Source organism: Geodermatophilus sp. Leaf369 (genome assembly GCF_001424455.1).
In the GTDB taxonomy this organism is placed as follows: domain Bacteria; phylum Actinomycetota; class Actinomycetes; order Mycobacteriales; family Geodermatophilaceae; genus Klenkia.
This window is the reverse complement of record NZ_LMQA01000001.1, coordinates 872,436-891,075: the sequence shown is the minus strand read 5'-3', so window position 1 is coordinate 891,075 and position 18,640 is coordinate 872,436. Positions and strand designations below refer to the sequence as shown.

The window sequence follows — 18,640 nt, the reverse complement described above, 5'->3', positions numbered from 1 at the left end:
CGAGGGAGGCAGTTGAACGTGAAGTTGAGCAAGCGCAGTGCAGTGCTCATCGCATCCGGCATGGCCGGCGCGATGGCGCTGTCGGCGTGCGGTGGCGGCAGCAGCGACGGCGGCGGTGGGGGCGGCGACGCGGCCTCCGGTTCCGGTCGGGTCGTCTTCGGTGAGTCCACGGACTTCCCGGAGAACCTGTTCCCCTACATCGCGGCCGGCAACGCCACCTCCGTGGCCAACCTGCTCATCCGCGTCCTGCCCGGCCCCTACGTGGTCGAGCCGGACTTCAGCGTGAACTGGGACCAGGACCTCCTGGCCTCCGAGCCCGAGCTGGACACCGCCGACGGCGGCCAGGTCAACACCTACGAGATCAACCCCGACGCGGTGTGGAGCGACGGCACCCCGATCACGGCGGCCGACTTCGAGTTCACCTGGCGGGCCAACCGCTCCAGCGACCCGGCCGACGGCGGCTGCGCCTCGCTGCTGGGGACCACCGGCTACGAGCAGATCGGCTCGGTCGAGGCCTCCGGCGACGACGACAAGACCGTCACCGTCACCTACGACACGCCGTTCTCGGACTGGCAGTCGCTGTTCGGCAACCTGCTGCCGGCCCACCTCATGGACAACGAGGACCCGGTCGCGCTCTGCGACACGATCACCGCCGGCTGGTCGATCTCCGACGGCATCGTCGACGACATCTCCGCCGGCCCGTGGCAGATCAAGGCCGAGAACATCGACGTCGGCGGCCAGATCGTCGTCCTGACCCCCAACCCCGAGTGGTGGGGCGAGCCGACCGGGCTGGCCCAGCTGGTCGTGCAGAACATCGGCAACGACCCGACCACCGCGGTCCAGGGCATCCAGTCCGGTGAGCTCGGCGTGATCTACCCGCAGCCGCAGCTCGACCTCGTCGACCAGATCGAGGGCCTGGCCCCCAACGTCGACTCCGACGTGACGTTCGGTCTGTCCTTCGAGCACCTGGACTTCAACACCACGACCCCGGTGCTGAGCTCGCTCGCCGTCCGCCAGGCCTTCACGATGGCCCTGGACCGGCAGGAGATCGTCGACCAGACGGTCGGGCAGTTCTCCTCCGACGCCGAGGTGCTGCAGAACCGGATCTACTTCAACAACCAGCCGCAGTACCAGGACACCGCTCCCGACGAGTACAAGGAGCAGAACACCGCTCAGGCCAAGGAGCTCCTGGAGTCCGACGGCTGGGTGCTGGGCTCCGACGGCGTCTACGCCAAGGACGGCCAGCGGCTGACGGTCCAGATCGACACCACGGCCAACAACCCGCTGCGTCAGACCACGATCGAGGTCATGATCCCGCAGCTGGCCGAGGCCGGCATCGAGGCGACGTTCAACGCCAACCCCGACATCTTCGCCGGTGCCGAGGCGCCGACGTCGCTGGAGGCCGGTGGCTTCCAGGCCGCCGTCTTCGCCTGGGTCGGCTCGCCGTTCCGTGGTGCCACGCAGTCGATCTACGAGCAGCCGCAGGGTGACGCCATCGGGCAGAACTACTCCCGCCAGGGCACCCAGGAGATCGACGACCTGTTCGCGCAGTTCCAGGTCGAGCCCGACCCCGACGCACAGGCCGAGCTGGGCAACCAGATCGACGCCCTGCTCTGGGGCCAGGTCGCCACGGTGCCGCTGTACCAGAAGCCCACCTTCATCGCGTTCCAGAGCTCGATCGGCAACGTCGAGGACAACTCGACGCAGGCCGGCCCGTTGTGGAACTCCGAGACGTGGACGGTGCAGTGACCTCGATCTGAGGCACTGATCCACCCGCACCACCAGCACGACCGCTCGCACACCGCGGCCCCCGGGGGCACACCCCCGGGGGCCGCGCTGCGTCCAGCCCCGACCGGGCAGGACGAGCTGCTGAACTGGTCGTTCCGACCGGACGACTTCCGCTCTCGGCGTAAGGTCCCCGCATGTTCTTCTTCACGATCCGACGCATCATCGCGTCCGTCTTCGTGTTGCTCGCCAGCTCGCTCCTGGTCTTCGCGCTCTGCGCCGCGAGCTTCGACCCGTTGCAGCGCTTCCGGCAGCGGCAGCCCCCGCCGACCCAGGCCTACCTGGACGGTGTGTCCGAGCAGCTGGGCCTCAACGACAACTTCTTCGTCCGGTACTGGCGCTGGTTGTCCGGCGTCTTCACCGGCGACTTCGGCGACACCATCAACGGCACGCCGGTCATGGACCAGCTCCCCGGCCGCCTGCTGGTGACCGGTCGCATGATCATCCTGGCCATCGTGATCGCCGTCGTCCTGGCGATCATCGTGGGCGTGGTCGGCGCCGTCCGGCAGTACAAGCCCTCGGACTACGCCTTCACCTTCCTGGTCTACCTGCTCATCGCGCTGCCGACGTTCTGGTTCGCCGCGCTGCTGAAGGAGTTCGTCGCCGGCGGGGTGAACGACCTGTTCGGCAGGCAGGTGCTCTACACGATCGGTGAGGAGACACCGGGCATCGCGCTGTACGCCACGGACTCCGAGATCTGGGCCGACCGGCTGGGCCACCTCGTGCTGCCGACCGTGAGCCTGGCGCTGCTGTCCTTCGCCGCCTGGAGCCGCTTCCAGCGCTCGGCGATGCTCGACGTGCTCGGCTCGGACTACATGCGCCTGGCCCGGGCCAAGGGCCTCACCTACCGCCGGGTCGTGGTCAAGCACGGTCTGCGCAACGCGCTGATCCCGCTGACCACCGTCGTCGCGCTGGGCATCGGCACGCTGTTCGGCGGTGCGGTCATCACCGAGCAGGTCTTCGTCTGGCACGGCATGGGCGAGTACCTGATCAAGAACGGCATCGGGGCGAACGACATCAACGTCGTCCTGGGCTGGCTGCTCATCAGCGCCGTCTTCGTCGTGGTGTTCAACCTCGTCGCCGACGTCCTCTACGCGGTCCTCGACCCGCGCATCCGTCTCGCCTGATCGGCAGAGGAGAAGCCACCATGGCCACCACCCAGGCCGCCGCGTCGGCGGCCCTTCCCGCCGAGCCCGGCGCCCCGAACGGCGGCGGCGTCGAGCGCGAGTTCACCGTCAAGGCGCGCAGCCAGCGCCAGCAGATCGTCCGCCGCTTCACCCGCAACAAGGTCGGCATGACCGGCCTGGTCGTCTTCGTGCTGCTGCTGGTCTTCGGCTTCCTCGGCCCGCTGGTCTACACGACCGACTACGCGACCCAGAACTCCGGCGCCCAGTCGGTCCCCCCGGGGTCGCAGGGCTACCCGCTGGGCAGCGACGCCATCGGCCGCGACCTGCTCGCCGGCCTCATGCAGGGGGTGCAGCGCTCGCTGTTCATCGTCCTGCTGTTCGTGGCCATCGCGCTGCCGCTGGGTCTGCTCGTCGGGGCGCTGGCCGGCTACTTCGGCCGCTGGATCGACAGCGTGCTCATGCGCTTCGTCGACCTGATCCTCACCGTGCCGCTGCTGGTCGTGCTGATCGTCGTGGCCAGCAACTTCCCCAGCTCCCGCACCCCGCTGGGCGTCGGCATCATCCTGGGGCTGTTCGGCTGGCTGGACCTCGCGCGGATCGTGCGCAGCCAGTTCCTCTCCCTGCGGGAGAAGGAGTACGTGGAGGCCGCGCACGCCCTGGGCGCCTCCAACAGCCGGATCATCTTCAAGCACCTGATCCCGAACGCCCTGGGGTCGCTGATCGTCTGGACGACGCTGGCCGCGGCCACCGCGATCATCCTCGAGGCCTCGCTGACCTACCTGGGCTTCGGCGTCAACGGCGCCAACCAGACGTCGCTGGGCCGCCTGGTCTCCGACGGGGTCCAGGCCACGACGACGCGACCCTGGCTCTTCTACTTCCCCGGCGTCACCCTGCTGATCATCGTGCTGTCGATCAACCTGATCGGCGACGGGATCCGGGACGCCTTCGACCCGAGCAACCGCCGCGTGCGGGCCTAGGGGGATCACCGTGTCCACAGCCGTCTCGTCCCAGTCCTCGGGTGCCCTGTCCCAGGGCGGCACCCGCGCCACCAGCCTCCCCGGCTTCGACGCCTCGGCGCCGCTGCTCACCGTGGAGGACCTCAACGTCCGCTTCCCGACCGAGGACGGCGTCGTGCACGCCGTCCGCGGGGTGGACTACACGCTGCGTTCCGGGGAGGTCCTCGGCATCGTCGGGGAGTCCGGTTCGGGCAAGTCGGTGACCTCGCTGGCCGTCATGGGCCTGCTGCCCGGCTCCGCCCGCGTGAGCGGCTCGATCCGCTACCGCGGCCAGGAGCTGCTCGGCCAGAGCGACCGCTCGATGTCGCGGGTCCGCGGCAAGGGCGTCTCGATGATCTTCCAGGACCCGATGACCTCGCTGGACCCCGTCTACCGGGTGGGCTTCCAGATCGAGGAGACCCTGCGCTCGCACGACAAGTCGCTGTCGTCGAAGGCGGCTGCCGGCCGCGCCGGTGAGCTGCTGGAGATGGTCGGCATCCCGAACGCCCGGGAGCGGGTGCGGTCCTACCCGCACGAGTTCTCCGGCGGCATGCGCCAGCGCGTGGTCATCGCGATCGCCATGGCCAACCAGCCCGACGTGATCATCGCCGACGAGCCGACGACGGCCCTGGACGTCACCGTGCAGGCCCAGATCCTCGAGGTGCTGCAGACCGCGCTCACCGAGACCGGTGCGGCGATGGTGCTCATCACCCACGACCTCGGCGTCGTGGCCGGGATCGCCGACCGGGTGCTGGTGATGTACGCCGGCCGCCCGGTCGAGATCGGCTCGGTCGAGGACATCTACTACGAGCCGCGGATGCCCTACACCCTCGGGCTGCTCGGCTCGCTGCCCCGGCTGGACTCCTCCACCAAGCAGCGGCTCACCCCGATCAAGGGCTCGCCCCCCTCGGTGGTCAACATGCCCCCCGGGTGCCCGTTCGCCCCGCGGTGCCCGCTGCACCAGCCCGAGTGCGACGTCGCCGAGCCCGACCGGGTCGACGTCGGCCACGGCCACACGGCGGCCTGCATCCGCACCGACGAGGTGGCCCGCGCCCACGGCGAGGCGGCCCGGATCTTCGACGAGACCGCCACGGACGACGTGCTGGGCTCCGCGGCGCCGGTGGACCACGCCGGTGAGGTCGGTGTCACCGACTCCGGTGCCCCCGGTGTGCCGCTGGCCGACCAGAACCAGACCCCGACCGCGGACGGGCGCACCGGCTCGCTGCTGGACACCCCGGCCGTGCCCCAGGACGGAGACCGACGATGACCGCCACCCGTGAGCCGATCCTGAGCGTCCGCGGTCTGGAGAAGCACTTCCCGATCAAGGGCGGTGGCCTCATCAAGCGCACCGTCGGCGCCGTCCGCGCGGTGGACGGCCTGGACCTGGACCTCTACCCCGGCGAGGTGCTCGGCCTGGTCGGCGAGTCCGGCTGCGGCAAGTCCACGACCGGGCGGGCGATCCTCAACCTGCAGCCGGCCACCGGCGGCTCGGTGGTCTTCCAGGGCCGGGAGATCGTCGGGCTCGGGCGCAAGGAGATGCGCCCGCTGCGCCGGGACATCCAGATCGTCTTCCAGGACCCGTACGCCTCGCTGAACCCGCGGCTGCCGGTCTTCGACATCGTCGCCGAGCCGCTGATCATCCACGGCCTGACCAAGGACGAGGCGGAGCTGCGCGAGCGGGTCCGCACCCTGGTGGAGACCGTCGGACTCAACCCCGAGCACACCAACCGGTACCCGGCGGAGTTCTCCGGCGGCCAGCGCCAGCGCATCGGCATCGCCCGGGCGCTCGCGCTGGAGCCGAAGGTGCTGGTGCTCGACGAGCCGGTGTCGGCGCTGGACGTGTCCATCCAGGCCGGTGTCATCAACCTCCTCGAGGACCTGAAGAACCGGCTGGGCCTGTCCTACCTGTTCATCGCCCACGACCTCTCGGTGGTGCGGCACATCTCCGACCGGGTCGCCGTGATGTACCTGGGCAAGATCATCGAGGTGGCCGACCGGGACGACCTGTTCGAGCGGCCGACCCACCCGTACACCCAGGCGCTGCTGTCGGCGATCCCGCTGCCCGACCCCCGCCTGGAGCGCAGCCGGCAGCGGATCATCATCACCGGCGACGTGCCCAGCCCGGCGAACCCGCCCTCGGGCTGCCGGTTCCGCACCCGCTGCCAGAAGTTCGCCAACGAGCTGTCGGAGACCCAGCGGGAGAAGTGCATGACGCTGGAGCCCCCGCTGGAGTCCCGCGCGACGGCGAGCCACCTCAGCGCCTGCCACTACGCCGAGGCCACCAAGGTCCTCTGAGGCCGGTCGGGGATCATGGCCGCGTGATCCCCGACCGCCGCCTGCTCCTGGTGCACGCCCACCCCGACGACGAGACGATCAACAACGGGGCGACCATGGCCCGCTACGTCGCCGAGGGGGCCGGGGTCACGCTGCTCACCTGCACGCTGGGCGAGGAGGGCGAGGTGATCGTCCCGGAGCTGGCCCAGCTGGCCGCCGACCAGGCCGACCAGCTCGGTGGCTACCGGATCCTGGAGCTGGCCGACGCGATGGCGGCCCTGGGGGTCACCGACCACCGGTTCCTCGGCGGGGCCGGCCACTGGCGCGACTCCGGCATGGTCGGGACGACGGCCAACGACCACCCCCGCGCGTTCTGGAACGCCGACCTCGACGAGGCCACCGCCGCGGTGGTGGCCGTGCTGCGCGAGGTGCGGCCCCAGGTGGTGGTCACCTACGACGAGCACGGTGGCTACGGCCACCCCGACCACGTCCAGGTGCACCGGGTGTCCATGCGCGCCGTCGAGGCCGCCGCCGACCCCGGCTACCGGCCCGACCTGGGCGCCCCGCACGACGTCGCGAAGGTCTACTGGACCTGCGTGCCGGTCTCGGTGCTGCAGCGGGGGATGGACGCCCTGGCCGCCGCCGACGCCGACTACGACGGCGCGACCGACGCCCGGGAGATCCCCTTCGCCGCCGAGGACGCCGACGTCACCTGCGAGCTGGACGGGACGGCGTTCCGGGCGCAGAAGACCGCCGGGATGGCCGCGCACGCCACCCAGCTGACGATGGAGGGCGACTTCTACGCCCTCTCCAACAACCTGGGCCAGGAGGTGCTGGTCACCGAGTACTACCGCCTGGTGCGGGGCGAGCGGGGCCCCGGCAGCGGCCCGCACGGCTGGGAGTCCGACCTGTTCGCCGGGCTGTGAGGGCGCTGCGGCTGCTCGGCTGGGGGCTGCTCGCCGTCGCCGTGGCGGCCTGGCTCGCGGTGGTCGAGGTGTTCTGGCTGCCGCTGCGGGTGGGCCCGGTGCTCGTGCCGGTGTCGCTGGTCGCGGCGGTGGTGGGCAACCTGGTGCTGGTCTCGTGGGCGCACCGGCTGTCCGGGTCGCGGGTGGTCGCCGTCCTGCCGGCCGTCGTCTGGCTGGTCGTCGCGATCGGTGCGTCGGTGCGCCGTCCCGAGGGCGACCTGCTGATCACCGGCGCGACGACGGCGACCCAGCTGGTCGGGCTGGGGTTCCTGCTGGTCGGGGTGCTGGCGGCGTCCTTCGCCGTCGGCCGGGCGCTCAGCCGGCCGGTGCCCAGCGGTAGTGGTAGCGGTGGTGCTCGATGAGGCCCAGTCGCCGGTAGAGCGCCCGTGCCGGGGCGTTGGCCTCGGTGACCTGCAGGTAGCACCAGCGGGCGCCCTCGCCGAACGCCCAGCCCTGCAGGGTGCGGGTGACCGCGCTGCCCAGCCCGCGCCGTCGTGCCGACGCCGCGACCTCGACCGCGGTGACCCCCAGCCAGTCCTCGACGAGGACGCCGCGGGCGACGGCGAGCACGTCGCCGTCGGGGGAGCGGACCGAGGCGAAGCGCACCCGGTCGGCCCCGGTCAGCACGTCGAGGGCCGCGGCGGGCAGCGGCGCCCCGTTCAGCCGGGCGGTGGCCAGCCAGGCGACGTCCGGGGCGGCGTCGAGCAGCACCCGGTCGTCGGTGCCGTCGCCCTCCAGCGGGGCGGTGAGCACGAGGGTGTCGGCGTCGCGCTCCCAGCCGGCGGCGGCGAGGGCCGCGTCCGCGGCCCGGGACTGCCGACCGGGGAGCTGGGCGCAGGGGGTCAGGCCCCGGTCGGCGTACCAGTCGACGACGGCGGGGACGGCGTCGGTGAGCGGACGGCCGGGGTCGCCCACGACGAGGACGGAGTGCGCCCGCTTGGTGAAGCCGCCGCCCCCGGCCCGCAGCAGCCAGTGGCCCAGCGGCTGGACCTCGGCACCGCGCCAGCCCCGGGCGGCCAGGTGCTCCAGCTCGACCACGTCGAGCGGACTGCGGCGCTGGCCCACGGGGGTCCTCCTCGGTTCGGGGTGTCGCGGGCCCACCCGTCGGGGCGGGGCCGGTCACCACGGTCCATACTGACGCGGAGCCCAGAACGCCCTGGTCGTACCCCGGAGGGACCCCCGTGACCTACGTCATCACCCAAGCCTGCGTCGACGTGCTCGACAAGGCGTGCATCGACGAGTGTCCGGTGGACTGCATCTACGAGGGCGACCGGATGCTGTACATCCACCCCGACGAGTGCGTGGACTGTGGCGCCTGCGAGCCGGTCTGCCCGGTCGAGGCCATCTACTACGAGGACGACGTCCCGGACAAGTGGAAGGACTTCTACAACGCCAACGTGGAGTTCTTCTCCGACCTGGGCAGCCCCGGCGGTGCCGCGAAGACCGGCAAGATCGCCAAGGACCACCCGCTGGTGGCGGCCCTGCCGCCGCAGGGGGAGTGAGCTCCACCCAGCTGCCCGACTTCCCGTGGGACTCCCTGCGCCCCGCTCGTGAGCGGGCCGCAGGGCACCCCGACGGGGTCGTCGACCTGTCCATCGGCACCCCGGTCGACCCCACGCCGGCCCTGCTGGGTGCGGCGCTGGCCGCGGCGTCCGACGCCCCGGGCTACCCCACCGCGCTGGGCACGGCCGACGTGCGCACGGCGGCTGCCGGGTGGCTCTCCCGTCGGCTCGGGGTGACCCTGGCCGACCCGCTGGGCACGGTGCCCTCGGTGCTGCCGACGGTCGGGTCCAAGGAACTGGTGGCGCTGCTGCCGACGCTGCTGGGCTTCTCCGGCCGCGGCACCGTGGTCATCCCCGAGGTCGCCTACCCGACCTACGAGGTGGGTGCCGTCGTCGCCGGGCTCGACGTGCTGCGCAGCGACACCCCGCCGCCGAGCTCGGACGGCGTGGTGCTGGTCTGGCTGAACAGCCCGGGCAACCCGCACGGTCGGGTGCTCACCGACGACCAGCTGCGCGCCTGGGTCGCCTGGGGGCGGCAGCACGGGGTGCCCGTGGTCGCCGACGAGTGCTACGTCGAGCTGGGCTGGGACGTCGTCCCCCGCTCGGTGCTGCACCCGGCCGTCGCCGGGGACACCCACGCGGGCCTGCTCGCCGTGCACTCGCTGTCCAAGCAGTCCACCGCGGCCGGCTACCGGGCCGGGTTGCTGTCCGGCGACCCCGCGCTGGTCGCGCGGGTCTGGGAGACCCGCCGGCACCTGGGTCTGCTCGTGCCGACCCCGGTGCAGGCCGCGATGGCCGCGGCGCTGTCCGACGACGCGCACGTCGAGCACGCCCGTGCGTTGTACGGCGCCCGCCGGGACCGGCTGCGCGCCGCGGTCACCGCGTCGGGGCACCGGGTCGAGCACTCCGAGGCCGGGCTGTACCTGTGGGTCACCCGGGACGAGGACTGCTGGCGGACGGTCGACCGCTTCGCGGGGCTCGGCATCGTCGTCGCCCCAGGCGCCTTCTACGGCCCGGCCGGCGAGCGGCACGTGCGGATGGCGCTCACCGCGACCGACGAGCGCATCGACGCAGCCGTCGCCCGGCTGACCTCCTAGACGGCGAGCTGCAGGAGCAGGGCGCCGGCGTCCTCGCCGGTCTGCGCCCAGCCGTCCCCGGGCGTCCAGGTCCAGTCCGCGAAGCGCACCTGGGTCAGCTGCAGCCGCTCGGCGTGGGCCACGGCCCAGGTGGCCTCGGGCCACCCGGTGCCGGCCACGGAGACCACGCCGCCCTCGAGCACCGTGGGCGGGCCGGCCTCGGCGCGCACCACGTCGGCGACGGCGGCCGCGCGCTGGTCGAGCGGGCCGGACGCGTCCGCCGGGCTGAACGTGCAGGAGAGCCGGGCGGGGGAGTCGGCGAGCAGGGCCGAGGCGAGCGTCTGCGCCATGCCCTCGTGCTGCTGGTAGGCCTCGGGGAACCCGGAGCGCTGGACCGCCTGCGCGACCTCGGTGAGCCGGCCGGTCTCCCAGCCGGGCACCTCGACCAGCCCGTCGAGGAACTTCCCGGCCGAGTACACCGGGTCCTGGACCTGCTCCTCGGTGCCCCAGCCCTGCGAGGGGCGCTGCTGGAAGAGCCCCAGGGAGTCCCGGTCGCCGTAGGCCAGGTTGCGGATCCGCGACTCCTGCTGCGCGGTCGCCAGCGCGATGACGGTGGCCCGCTCGGGCAGGCCGCGGGAGCGGGCGACGGCGGCGATGGTCGCGGCGTTGGCGGCCTGCTCGGTGGTCACGGTCAGCGCGGCGTCGGCGATGGTGCAGCGGCCGGACACCGCGGGCACGCCCTGGCTGTCGGTGTCCCAGGCCAGCCCGACGACGGCGACGGTCACGACCAGGAGGGGGGCCCACAGGCCGGCCGTCCGAGGGCCGCTGCGAGGGCGTCTGCGCCGGGCCGGGGTCGGTCGGGCCCCGGGCCGCGCTGTGGTCACCGAACCCAGGGTAGTGGCTACGGTGTGCCGCGTGACCGTCGTCCCGCCGCTCCTGCCCGGCATCGCCGCCACCTCGGTGCGCACCCCGCGACTGACCCAGCAGGTGCTGCACCCCGACGCGGTCGACCCGCGGGGCGGCGGCGAGGCGGTCCTCTTCGTGCACGGCAACGTCAGCTCGTCGGTGTTCTGGCAGCGGGCGCTGCTGGACCTGCCGGCCGACCGGCGGCCGCTCGCGGTGGACCTGCGCGGGTTCGGCGGCACCGACCCCGAGCCGGTGGACGCCTCCCGCGGGGTGCGGGACTGGTCCGACGACGTCGCCGAGCTGGTGACCGAGCTGGGGCTGGAGCGGGTGCACCTGGTCGGGTGGAGCATGGGCGGTGGCGTCGTCCTGCAGCTGCTGCTCGACCACCCCGAGCGCGTCGCCTCGGTCACCCTGGTCGCGCCCGTCTCGCCCTACGGCTTCGGTGGCACCACGGGCGCCGACGGCGACCGGGTGCACCCCGACGGCACAGGCTCCGGCGGGGGAGCGGCCAACCCCGACTTCGTCGCCGCGCTGGCCGCCGGCGACACCACCGCCGACGCCCCGACCAGCCCCCGGTCGATCCTGCGGGCGTTCTACCTGGCCCCGGACGCCCTGCCGCTGGACCCGGCCACCGAGGACGCGTTCGTCGCCTCGATGCTCACCACCCGCACCGGCGTCGACCACTACCCGGGCGACGCGACACCCAGCGACCGGTGGCCCGGCGCGGCCCCCGGTGCCCGGGGCGTGCTGAACACCATGGCCCCGACGGTGCTCGACGTCTCCGGGATCACCGAGCTCGCGGTCAAGCCCCCGGTGCTGTGGGTGCGCGGGGACGCCGACCAGGTCGTCAGCGACACCTCGGCCTTCGACCTGGCCTTCCTGGGCTCCCTCGGTGCGGTGCCGGGGTGGCCCGGCGTCGACGCCTTCCCGCCCCAGCCGATGGTCGGGCAGACCCGCGCGGTGCTGGACCGGTACGCCGCCAGCGGGGGCGCCTACCGCGAGGTGGTGCTCCCCGGCGTCGGGCACTCCCCGCACGTCGAGCGCCCCGCGGAGTTCGTCGCCGTCCTCGTCGAGCACCTCACGACGCCCCCCGCGGAGCCCGCCGGGCTGACCTGAGTCAGTTGGCGTGCAGGGCGGCGTTCAGCGAGCCCCAGTCGCCGTCCCGGGGCAGGGCCTCGAGCGCCCCGGACACCGAGTTGCGCCGGAACAACAGCCCGGGCCGGCCGGAGAGCTCGACGGCCTTGACCACCGAGCCGTCGGGCAGCGTGATCCGGGAGCCGGCGGTGACGTAGCAACCGGCCTCGACGACCGAGCGGTCACCGAGGGAGATGCCGATGCCGGCGTTGGCGCCCAGCAGACAGCCCTCGCCGATCGAGACGACCTGCTTCCCGCCGCCGGACAGCGTGCCCATGATCGAGGCGCCGCCGCCGATGTCGGAGTCCGCGCCGACGACGACGCCGGCGGAGATCCGGCCCTCGACCATCGAGGGGCCCAGCGTGCCGGCGTTGAAGTTGACGAAGCCCTCGTGCATGACCGTGGTGCCCTCGGCCAGGTGGGCACCGAGCCGGACCCGGTCGGCGTCGCCGATCCGCACGCCGGTGGGCAGCACGTAGTCGACCATCCGGGGGAACTTGTCGACGTGGGTGACGGTCACGTGGCCGTGCGCGGCCCGCAGCCCCGCGGCCCGGACCGGGGTCCAGTCGGCGGCCTCGACCGGGCCGGCCGACGTCCAGGCGACGGTGGCCAGCAGCCCGAACTGCCCGTCGAGGCTCAGCCCGTGCGGACGGACCAGCCGGTGGGAGAGCAGGTGCAGCCGCAGGTAGACGTCGTGCGCGTCGACCGGGGCGGCGCCCAGGTCGGCGATCGTCGTCCGGACGCCGACCACCTCGACACCGCGGGCGTCGTCGTACCGGGCGAGGGCACCGAACTCCGTGCCCAGCGCGGCCTCGACCTCCAAGGTGCCCAGCCGCTCGGTGCCCGTGGCGTCGGCGGTGCCGAGCTCGGGGGCGGGGTACCAGGTGTCCAGGACGACCCCCGCGGTGGTCACGGTGGCGAGTCCGACGGCGGTGGCTCCGGGAGTGGTCACGGCTGCCGAGGTTACCGAGCCCGTCTCCGTAGGCTGCGGGCGTGACCGTGCCCCCGCTGGACCTCACCGCCGACGTGCTGATGCTGACCCGGGCCCTGGTCGACGCCCCCTCGGTCTCGGGCACCGAGGAGCCGCTCGCCGACGCCGTCGAGGCGGCGCTGCGCGCCCTCGGCGGGCTGGAGGTCGAGCGGATCGGGAACAACGTGCTGGCCCGCACCGACCTGGGCCGCGACACCCGCGTCGTGCTCGCCGGCCACCTGGACACCGTGCCGATCGCGGACAACGTGCCCAGCCGACTGGAGACCGTGGACGGCGAGGAGCGGCTCTACGGCTGCGGCACCAGCGACATGAAGGCCGGTGACGCGGTGATGCTGCGGCTGGCCGGGCGCTTCGGCGTCCCCGGCGCGCAGCCCGCGCACGACCTGACGTTCGTCTTCTACGACAACGAGGAGGTCGAGGCGGTGAAGAACGGCCTCGGCCGGGTCGCCCGCGAGCGCCGCGGCTGGCTGTACGGCGACCTCGCGATCCTGCTCGAGCCCACCGACGGCGACGTCGAGGGCGGCTGCCAGGGCACGCTGCGCGTCGTCCTCACCGTGCCCGGCAAGCGCGCGCACAGCGCCCGTTCCTGGTTGGGGGTCAACGCCGTGCACGGCGCCGCGCCGATCCTGGCGACGCTGGCCGCCTACGAGGCACGCGAGGTCGACATCGACGGCCTGCACTTCCGCGAGGGCCTTAACGCGGTGCGGATGGAGGGCGGGGTGGCCGGCAACGTGGTCCCCGACGAGTGCCGGGTGACGGTGAACTTCCGGTTCGCCCCCGACCGCGACGAGGACGACGCCGAGGCCCACGTGCGCGAGGTGTTCGCCGACGTGCTCGCCGCCGGGGTGACGCTGGAGGTCACCGACCTGAGCCCGGGTGCCCTGCCGGGGCTGGCCGAGCCCGCGGCCGCCGCCTTCGTCGCCGCCGTCGGCCGACCCGCGCGGGCCAAGCTCGGCTGGACCGACGTCGCCCGGTTCGCCGCCTTCGGCATCCCGGCGCTGAACTACGGCCCGGGCGACCCGAACCTGGCCCACCAGCGCGCGGAGCACGTCCGCGTCGACCGGCTGCAGCCCGCCGAGGACGCGCTGCTGGCCTACCTCTCGACCACCACCGACACGGGGAGCACGGCATGAGCGACAACGGCACCCGGCGGGCGCGCACCCGCGGGCCGGTCCAGATCCGCGGCGGGGAGCCCGACCCCCGTCAGGAGGGGACGACGACCGACCAGCGGCTGCTCGACGCCCGCGGCCCCTCGGACTGGGTGCACGCTGACCCGTGGCGGGTGCTGCGGATCCAGGCCGAGTTCGTCGAGGGCTTCGGGCTGCTGGCCGAGCTGCCCCGCGCGGTCAGCGTCTTCGGCAGCGCCCGCACGAAGCCGGGGACGCCCTACTACGAGGCCGGCGTCGAGCTGGGCGCGGCGTTGGCCCAGGCGGGCTACGCGGTGATCACCGGCGGCGGTCCCGGTGCCATGGAGGCGGCCAACAAGGGCGCCTGCGAGGCGGGCGGCATGTCGGTGGGGCTGGGCATCGAGCTGCCGTTCGAGCAGGAGCTCAACGAGTGGGTCGACGTCGGGATCGCGTTCCGCTACTTCTTCGTGCGCAAGACGATGTTCGTGAAGTACGCCCAGGCATTCGTGATCCTGCCCGGGGGCTTCGGGACGCTCGACGAGCTGTTCGAGGCGCTCACGCTGGTGCAGACCACCAAGGTCACCCGCTTCCCGGTGATCCTGTTCGGCAGCAGCTACTGGGCCGGGCTGCTGGACTGGATCCGGACCACGCTGGTCACCGAGGGCACGGTGTCCCCGCACGACCTGGACCTGATCACGGTCACCGACGACGTGGCCGAGGCCGTCGCCGTCATCGCCGCCGCCGAGGCCGCCCGGGAGGCCGCCGGCCAGCCCGGTGGCGAGCCCGCCCCGACCGAGGGCTGAGCGACCGGTGGTCTCCGTCGTCGTCTTCGTGGTCGGGCTGCTGCTGGTCGGCGGCCTGCTGTTCCTCGGCTCGGCGGTGCTGCTGGGCCGGGGGGAGACCCAGCCGCCGGCCGAGCTGGACCGCTCCCCGGTCGAGCTGCCCGACGACCGGCCGGTGGTCGGGGACGACGTCCGGGCGCTGCAGGTGTCCGTCGCCGTCCGCGGCTACCGGATGACCGAGGTGGACTGGCTGCTGGACCAGCTCGCCCAGACCATCGACGAACGCGACGTCGAGATCGCCCGGCTGCGGGCCGGTGGGGGCGCCCACGCTGCGGTCGAGGACGACAACCCGGAGGCTGGTGACGTGGAGCCGGTGTCACCGGCCCCCGCCGACGTCGAGGAGACCCCCCGTGCCTGAACTCGTCCTCACCGTGGACGTCGACGCACCCCCGGAGCAGGTGTTCGCAGCGTTGGTCGACTGGACCACGCAGGGCGAGTGGATGCTGCTCACCGACGTCCGCACCGTGTCCGGGGACGCCCAGGGGGTCGGCGGGCAGATCGCGGCGACGACCGGCATCCCGCTGCCCGGCGGCCGACGCCTCGGGGTGCTGGACACCATGACGATCACCAGCTGGGACCCCCCGCACGCGGTCGACGTGGTGCACACCGGCCGGATCGTCAAGGGCACCGGCAGCTTCCAGGTGCGCGAGCGCTCCGGCGGCTCGACCTTCGTCTGGGTGGAGAACCTCGATCTGCCGCTGGGTGCGCTGGGCCGGCTGGGGTGGCCGCTGGTCAAGCCCGGGTTCGTGGCCGGGGTGCGGCTGTCGTTGAAGCGGTTCGCGCGCTACGCAGAGTCGCGACCAGGCACCACGCGGCCGTGACGGCGAGGACGACGCCGACCACCACGAGCAGCGTCGTCCCGTAGTCCCTCGGCAGCAACGAGTCGTTGCCCTCCTGCGCGCCGTAGCCCAGCACGAAGGGCAGCGCGACCACCACCAGCACCCCGCTGACCGCGGCGCCGACCACGGCCGGACCGCGGGCCGGGCGGGGGAGCACCTTCGCGGCGACCCAGCCCAGGCCGATCCACAGCGGGGCGACGACCAGGTCGTGCACCAAGGCGCTGCCCACGAACCAGGTGAGCCAGGAGCCGATCGGCACCCGGCCGCCTGCGGTGAGCAGGCCGTAGAAGCCGTAGGCCACCGCCAGCAGGCCCGGGGCGAGGAGCAGCCAGCGCCACCAGGGGTTGAGCGCGGACGTCACGGGGCGCGAGACGTCGCTGGTGTAGCCGCTCACGAGCCGATCCCCCCGGTGCCGGGGGCGATGCGGGTGATCCACTTGGTCTGCATGACCCCGGGCCGGTTGGGGGCGATGAGCCGCAGCGGGTAGCCGTGGTCGAGGGCGAGCTCCTCGCCGTTGAGCCGCAGTGCCAGCAGCGTCTTCGGGCTGCGGACGTGCGGCGGGGAGACGGTGGCGACCCGGTAGAGGCCGCCGGTCTGCAGGGACTCCACGGTCACCTCGGTGTCCGGCGCCAGGCCGGCCGCCTCGAGCACCTCGGAGAGGCGCACCCCGGTCCAGTCGGCGTTGGACGACCAGCCCTCGACGCAGGCGATCGGCAGCCGCTCGGTGCGCTGGGTCATCCCCTGCAGGTCGGCCAGCGTGAGCGACAACCGGGTGGGTCCGTCGACGGTCAGCCGCCAGGCGGGGTCGACGGCGGTCTCGGTCACCCCGGCGCGCTGCGCGGTCTGGTTGACCGGCAGGCCCTGGGGTCCGACGCCGGGGATGCGGGGGGCGAGGACCGAGACCTGGCCCAGCGGGCTCACCGTCTGGCCCCACTGGGTGAGCGCGACGGCGCCGGTGGCCAGTCCGGCGGTGAGGACGAAGGCCCGCCGGCTGACCGCTGCGTGCTCGGCCGCCTCGTCGACGGCGACGACACGGGCGGCGTCGTCCTCGTCGAGCCCGACCACCGCGGCGGGCGAGCCACGCCGGGCGAGGCCGCGCCGGATCTGCGGGGCCAGCGCGCCGACGTGCACCAGGACCGCGCCGACGGCGATCCAGCCGGTCCAGTAGTGCGTGGTGGTGAAGAAGAAGCCGAACGGGTACCACTTCGCCAGGTTCAGCAGGCCGGTGAGCAGCTGGAACACCGCTGCGCCGACGAGCACCAGCACGGCGAGCCGGGCGACCAGCTGAGCGGGGGTGCGGGCCGGCGGCCAGGCGAACAGCTTGGGGTAGACCGTCCACAGCTTGACCAGCAGCAGCGGGATGAGTGCGAGACCGACCGCGACGTGGGTGCCCTGGGTCCAGCGGTACAGCCACACCGGGGACGCCGGCCAGTAGAACCAGCCGGGCGGGTTCTGCACGAGGTGGCTGACCAGCCCGGTCAGGAAGCAGACGACGAAGCCGACGCCCAGCCAGACGCCGACCCGGGAGGCCCGGCGCTCGGTGTGCAGCGGGCTGGGGAAGGCGTCCTCACCGAACGGCCCGCGGCGCAGTGCGGCCGGGGGGTCGGGCAGCCGGGCCCCGAGGACCCGGTCCAGCGGCTTCGTCACGGGTTCCTCTCGAGGACGTCAGGTCGTGCTGTGGTGTCCATCGGCACGTCCGGAGCAGTGCTGGAGGGGGTTCGCCCCGAGCCTGGTCGCCGGACGGGTCAGTCCGGCAGGGTCGCCGCGACCTCGGCCACCACCCGGCGCATCCGGCTGGTGGGCGGGCAGAGCTCCGCGACGGCGAGGGCGTCGGGGAAGTGGTCGACGTCGGTGAGCACCGGCAGGTCCAGCACGGTCAGCCCGGCGGCCTCCAGCGCGGCGCGGGTGTTGACCGCGGTGTCGTCCCGGGACATCGGCACGTCGGGCAGCACCGCGGCGGCGTCGGGGGAGTGCACACCGAGGGCCCACCAGCCACCGTCGGGGGCGACCCCGAGTGCTGCGTGCCCCGGGCCGGCCGCGACCAGGCGGTCGAGGCAGTCGGTGAGCAGCCCGGGGGAGATCTGGGGGGTGTCCATGCCGACCAGCAGGGTGGGCAGGTCGCCGTCCCCGGCCATGGCGTCGGCGAACGCGGCGGCCAGCCGGGTGCCCAGGTCGCCCTCGACCTGGGGGACGACGACGAGGTCGTGCAGGTCCAGGTCGCCGGGTGCGCCGTCCAGGGCGACGACCCGACGGGTGACCGGCGTGGCGCGGATGACGTCCAGGGTGTCGCCGACCGCGGCCGCGGCGATGGTGCTGGCCTGCAGCGGGGTGCACGGCGGGGTCAGCCGGGTCTTGCTCTTCCCGGGTACGGGCGCCTTGGTGATGACCAGCAGCTGCGTCACCGGTTCAGCACCCCGCTCATGTCCTTGATCGTCTTGACCGTGCCCAGGACCGTGCCGGTCACCTTGGACTTCGTGCCCTCGGCGCGGGGGTGGTAGTCGACGTCGACCTCGCGGACCCGCCAGTGCGCATCCGAGGCCTTCGTGACCATCTCCAGCGGGTAGCCGAAGCGCCGGTCGGTGATGCCCAGCCCGAGCAGCTCGGTGCGCCGGGCAGCCCGCATCGGGCCCAGGTCGTGCAGCCGCAGGCCGGTGCGGCGCCGCATCATCACGCTGAGCGCGGTGTTCGCGACCCGGGCGTGCACCGGCCAGGCGTCCCGCGAGCTGGGACGCCGCCGGCCGAGCACCAGGTCTGCCTCGCCGGCGAGCACGGGGTCGGCGACCAGAGGCAGCTGGGCGGGGTCCATCGAGGCGTCGGCGTCGCAGAAGCAGACGACGTCGTCCGTGGCCGCCTCCAGACCGGCGTGCGCTGCGGCGCCGAAGCCGCGTTGCGGCACGTGCACCACGGTGGCGCCGTGGTCGGCGGCGATCTGCGCGGAACCGTCGGTCGAGCCGTTGTCGGCGACGATCGCGCGGTAGCCGGCGGGCAGGCGGGTGAGGACCCAGGGCAGTGCCCCGGCCTCGTCCAGGCAGGGGAAGACGACGTCGGGCACGCACGGACGGTAGCCGGGGCACCGC

The 18,640-nt window shown here is 73.4% G+C and carries 21 protein-coding genes; 14 read left to right on the top strand and 7 right to left on the bottom strand.

Translation table 11 applies throughout. The features are described from left to right. Nucleotides 1–18: 18 nt before the first annotated feature. From ASG36_RS04435 to ASG36_RS04405, 7 genes are all read left to right on the top strand, one after another. Nucleotides 19–1,749 (top strand): ABC transporter family substrate-binding protein, encoded by a 1,731-nt coding sequence (locus ASG36_RS04435; protein WP_157498556.1) that lies wholly within the window; start codon nucleotides 19–21, stop codon nucleotides 1,747–1,749. A 173-nt stretch (nucleotides 1,750–1,922) separates the two neighbouring features. Next, nucleotides 1,923–2,912 (top strand): ABC transporter permease, encoded by a 990-nt coding sequence (locus ASG36_RS04430; protein WP_055759934.1) that lies wholly within the window; start codon nucleotides 1,923–1,925, stop codon nucleotides 2,910–2,912. A gap of 20 nt (nucleotides 2,913–2,932) precedes the next feature. Continuing rightward, a complete protein-coding gene (locus ASG36_RS04425; protein WP_055759931.1) occupies nucleotides 2,933–3,889 on the top strand; it encodes an ABC transporter permease in 957 nt (318 codons plus the stop codon). A gap of 10 nt (nucleotides 3,890–3,899) precedes the next feature. Next, entirely contained in the window at nucleotides 3,900–5,174 is a 1,275-nt protein-coding gene (locus ASG36_RS04420) for an ABC transporter ATP-binding protein (protein WP_235494562.1), read from the top strand. Beyond that, nucleotides 5,171–6,202 carry an ABC transporter ATP-binding protein gene (locus ASG36_RS04415; protein ID WP_055759928.1) on the top strand — a complete coding sequence of 344 codons (1,032 nt, stop codon included), beginning with the start codon at nucleotides 5,171–5,173 and terminating at the stop codon, nucleotides 6,200–6,202. Before ASG36_RS04420 ends, ASG36_RS04415 begins: the two co-directional genes overlap by 4 nt. Nucleotides 6,203–6,225: 23 nt before the next feature. Then, on the top strand, nucleotides 6,226–7,107 hold the full coding sequence (gene mshB, locus ASG36_RS04410; RefSeq protein ID WP_055759925.1) for an N-acetyl-1-D-myo-inositol-2-amino-2-deoxy-alpha-D-glucopyranoside deacetylase: 882 nt from the start codon (nucleotides 6,226–6,228) through the stop codon (nucleotides 7,105–7,107). Beyond that, the gene (locus ASG36_RS04405; RefSeq protein WP_055759922.1) at nucleotides 7,104–7,508 is read left to right on the top strand and encodes a hypothetical protein; all 405 of its coding nucleotides are present in this window, start codon (nucleotides 7,104–7,106) and stop codon (nucleotides 7,506–7,508) included. Before mshB ends, ASG36_RS04405 begins: the two co-directional genes overlap by 4 nt. Here ASG36_RS04405 and ASG36_RS04400 read toward each other — a convergent pair. Beyond that, nucleotides 7,462–8,211 (bottom strand): GNAT family N-acetyltransferase, encoded by a 750-nt coding sequence (locus ASG36_RS04400; protein ID WP_055759919.1) that lies wholly within the window; start codon nucleotides 8,209–8,211, stop codon nucleotides 7,462–7,464. The two genes, ASG36_RS04405 and ASG36_RS04400, sit on opposite strands and share 47 nt — an antisense overlap. A gap of 116 nt (nucleotides 8,212–8,327) precedes the next feature. Between ASG36_RS04400 and fdxA the strand changes: the two genes are divergently transcribed. Beyond that, nucleotides 8,328–8,648: a ferredoxin gene (fdxA, locus tag ASG36_RS04395; RefSeq protein ID WP_055759918.1), complete on the top strand. Its 321-nt coding sequence runs from the start codon at nucleotides 8,328–8,330 to the stop codon at nucleotides 8,646–8,648. Continuing rightward, complete coding sequence (dapC, locus tag ASG36_RS04390; RefSeq protein WP_055759913.1) at nucleotides 8,645–9,745, top strand: succinyldiaminopimelate transaminase; 1,101 nt, start codon at nucleotides 8,645–8,647, stop codon at nucleotides 9,743–9,745. The genes fdxA and dapC overlap by 4 nt, the downstream gene beginning before the upstream one ends. On the opposite strand, the gene ASG36_RS04385 is transcribed toward dapC, so the two are convergent. Further along, nucleotides 9,742–10,509, bottom strand: a complete 768-nt coding sequence (locus ASG36_RS04385; RefSeq protein ID WP_157498554.1) for a hypothetical protein — start codon at nucleotides 10,507–10,509, stop codon at nucleotides 9,742–9,744. The two genes, dapC and ASG36_RS04385, sit on opposite strands and share 4 nt — an antisense overlap. 130 nt (nucleotides 10,510–10,639) lie before the next feature. Between ASG36_RS04385 and ASG36_RS04380 the strand changes: the two genes are divergently transcribed. Continuing rightward, nucleotides 10,640–11,746 (top strand): alpha/beta fold hydrolase, encoded by a 1,107-nt coding sequence (locus tag ASG36_RS04380; RefSeq protein ID WP_055759910.1) that lies wholly within the window; start codon nucleotides 10,640–10,642, stop codon nucleotides 11,744–11,746. A gap of 1 nt (nucleotide 11,747) precedes the next feature. On the opposite strand, the gene dapD is transcribed toward ASG36_RS04380, so the two are convergent. Next, nucleotides 11,748–12,716 carry a 2,3,4,5-tetrahydropyridine-2,6-dicarboxylate N-succinyltransferase gene (gene dapD / locus ASG36_RS04375; RefSeq protein ID WP_055759907.1) on the bottom strand — a complete coding sequence of 323 codons (969 nt, stop codon included), beginning with the start codon at nucleotides 12,714–12,716 and terminating at the stop codon, nucleotides 11,748–11,750. Between the two features lie 41 nt (nucleotides 12,717–12,757). On the opposite strand from dapD, the gene dapE reads away from it, so the two are divergent. Genes dapE through ASG36_RS04355 form a run of 4 tightly spaced genes read left to right on the top strand, consistent with a single transcriptional unit; the run spans nucleotide 12,758 to nucleotide 15,545 of the window. Beyond that, nucleotides 12,758–13,888: a succinyl-diaminopimelate desuccinylase gene (dapE, locus tag ASG36_RS04370; protein ID WP_235494560.1), complete on the top strand. Its 1,131-nt coding sequence runs from the start codon at nucleotides 12,758–12,760 to the stop codon at nucleotides 13,886–13,888. Continuing rightward, on the top strand, nucleotides 13,885–14,685 hold the full coding sequence (locus tag ASG36_RS04365; protein WP_055759903.1) for a TIGR00730 family Rossman fold protein: 801 nt from the start codon (nucleotides 13,885–13,887) through the stop codon (nucleotides 14,683–14,685). The genes dapE and ASG36_RS04365 overlap by 4 nt, the downstream gene beginning before the upstream one ends. A 7-nt stretch (nucleotides 14,686–14,692) precedes the next feature. After that, on the top strand, nucleotides 14,693–15,082 hold the full coding sequence (locus ASG36_RS04360) for a DivIVA domain-containing protein (protein WP_055759900.1): 390 nt from the start codon (nucleotides 14,693–14,695) through the stop codon (nucleotides 15,080–15,082). Next, nucleotides 15,075–15,545 (top strand): SRPBCC family protein, encoded by a 471-nt coding sequence (locus tag ASG36_RS04355; RefSeq protein WP_055759897.1) that lies wholly within the window; start codon nucleotides 15,075–15,077, stop codon nucleotides 15,543–15,545. Before ASG36_RS04360 ends, ASG36_RS04355 begins: the two co-directional genes overlap by 8 nt. Here ASG36_RS04355 and ASG36_RS04350 read toward each other — a convergent pair. From ASG36_RS04350 to ASG36_RS04335, 4 genes are all read right to left on the bottom strand, one after another. Continuing rightward, nucleotides 15,457–15,957 carry a hypothetical protein gene (locus tag ASG36_RS04350; RefSeq protein ID WP_055759894.1) on the bottom strand — a complete coding sequence of 167 codons (501 nt, stop codon included), beginning with the start codon at nucleotides 15,955–15,957 and terminating at the stop codon, nucleotides 15,457–15,459. The genes ASG36_RS04355 and ASG36_RS04350 overlap by 89 nt on opposite strands. Further along, a complete protein-coding gene (locus ASG36_RS04345; protein WP_082522774.1) occupies nucleotides 15,954–17,210 on the bottom strand; it encodes a molybdopterin-dependent oxidoreductase in 1,257 nt (418 codons plus the stop codon). Before ASG36_RS04345 ends, ASG36_RS04350 begins: the two co-directional genes overlap by 4 nt. 98 nt (nucleotides 17,211–17,308) lie before the next feature. Then, nucleotides 17,309–17,965 carry a DUF2064 domain-containing protein gene (locus ASG36_RS04340; RefSeq protein ID WP_055759891.1) on the bottom strand — a complete coding sequence of 219 codons (657 nt, stop codon included), beginning with the start codon at nucleotides 17,963–17,965 and terminating at the stop codon, nucleotides 17,309–17,311. Next, a complete protein-coding gene (locus ASG36_RS04335) occupies nucleotides 17,962–18,615 on the bottom strand; it encodes a glycosyltransferase family 2 protein (RefSeq protein WP_055759888.1) in 654 nt (217 codons plus the stop codon). The genes ASG36_RS04340 and ASG36_RS04335 overlap by 4 nt, the downstream gene beginning before the upstream one ends. Nucleotides 18,616–18,640 lie beyond the last annotated feature (25 nt).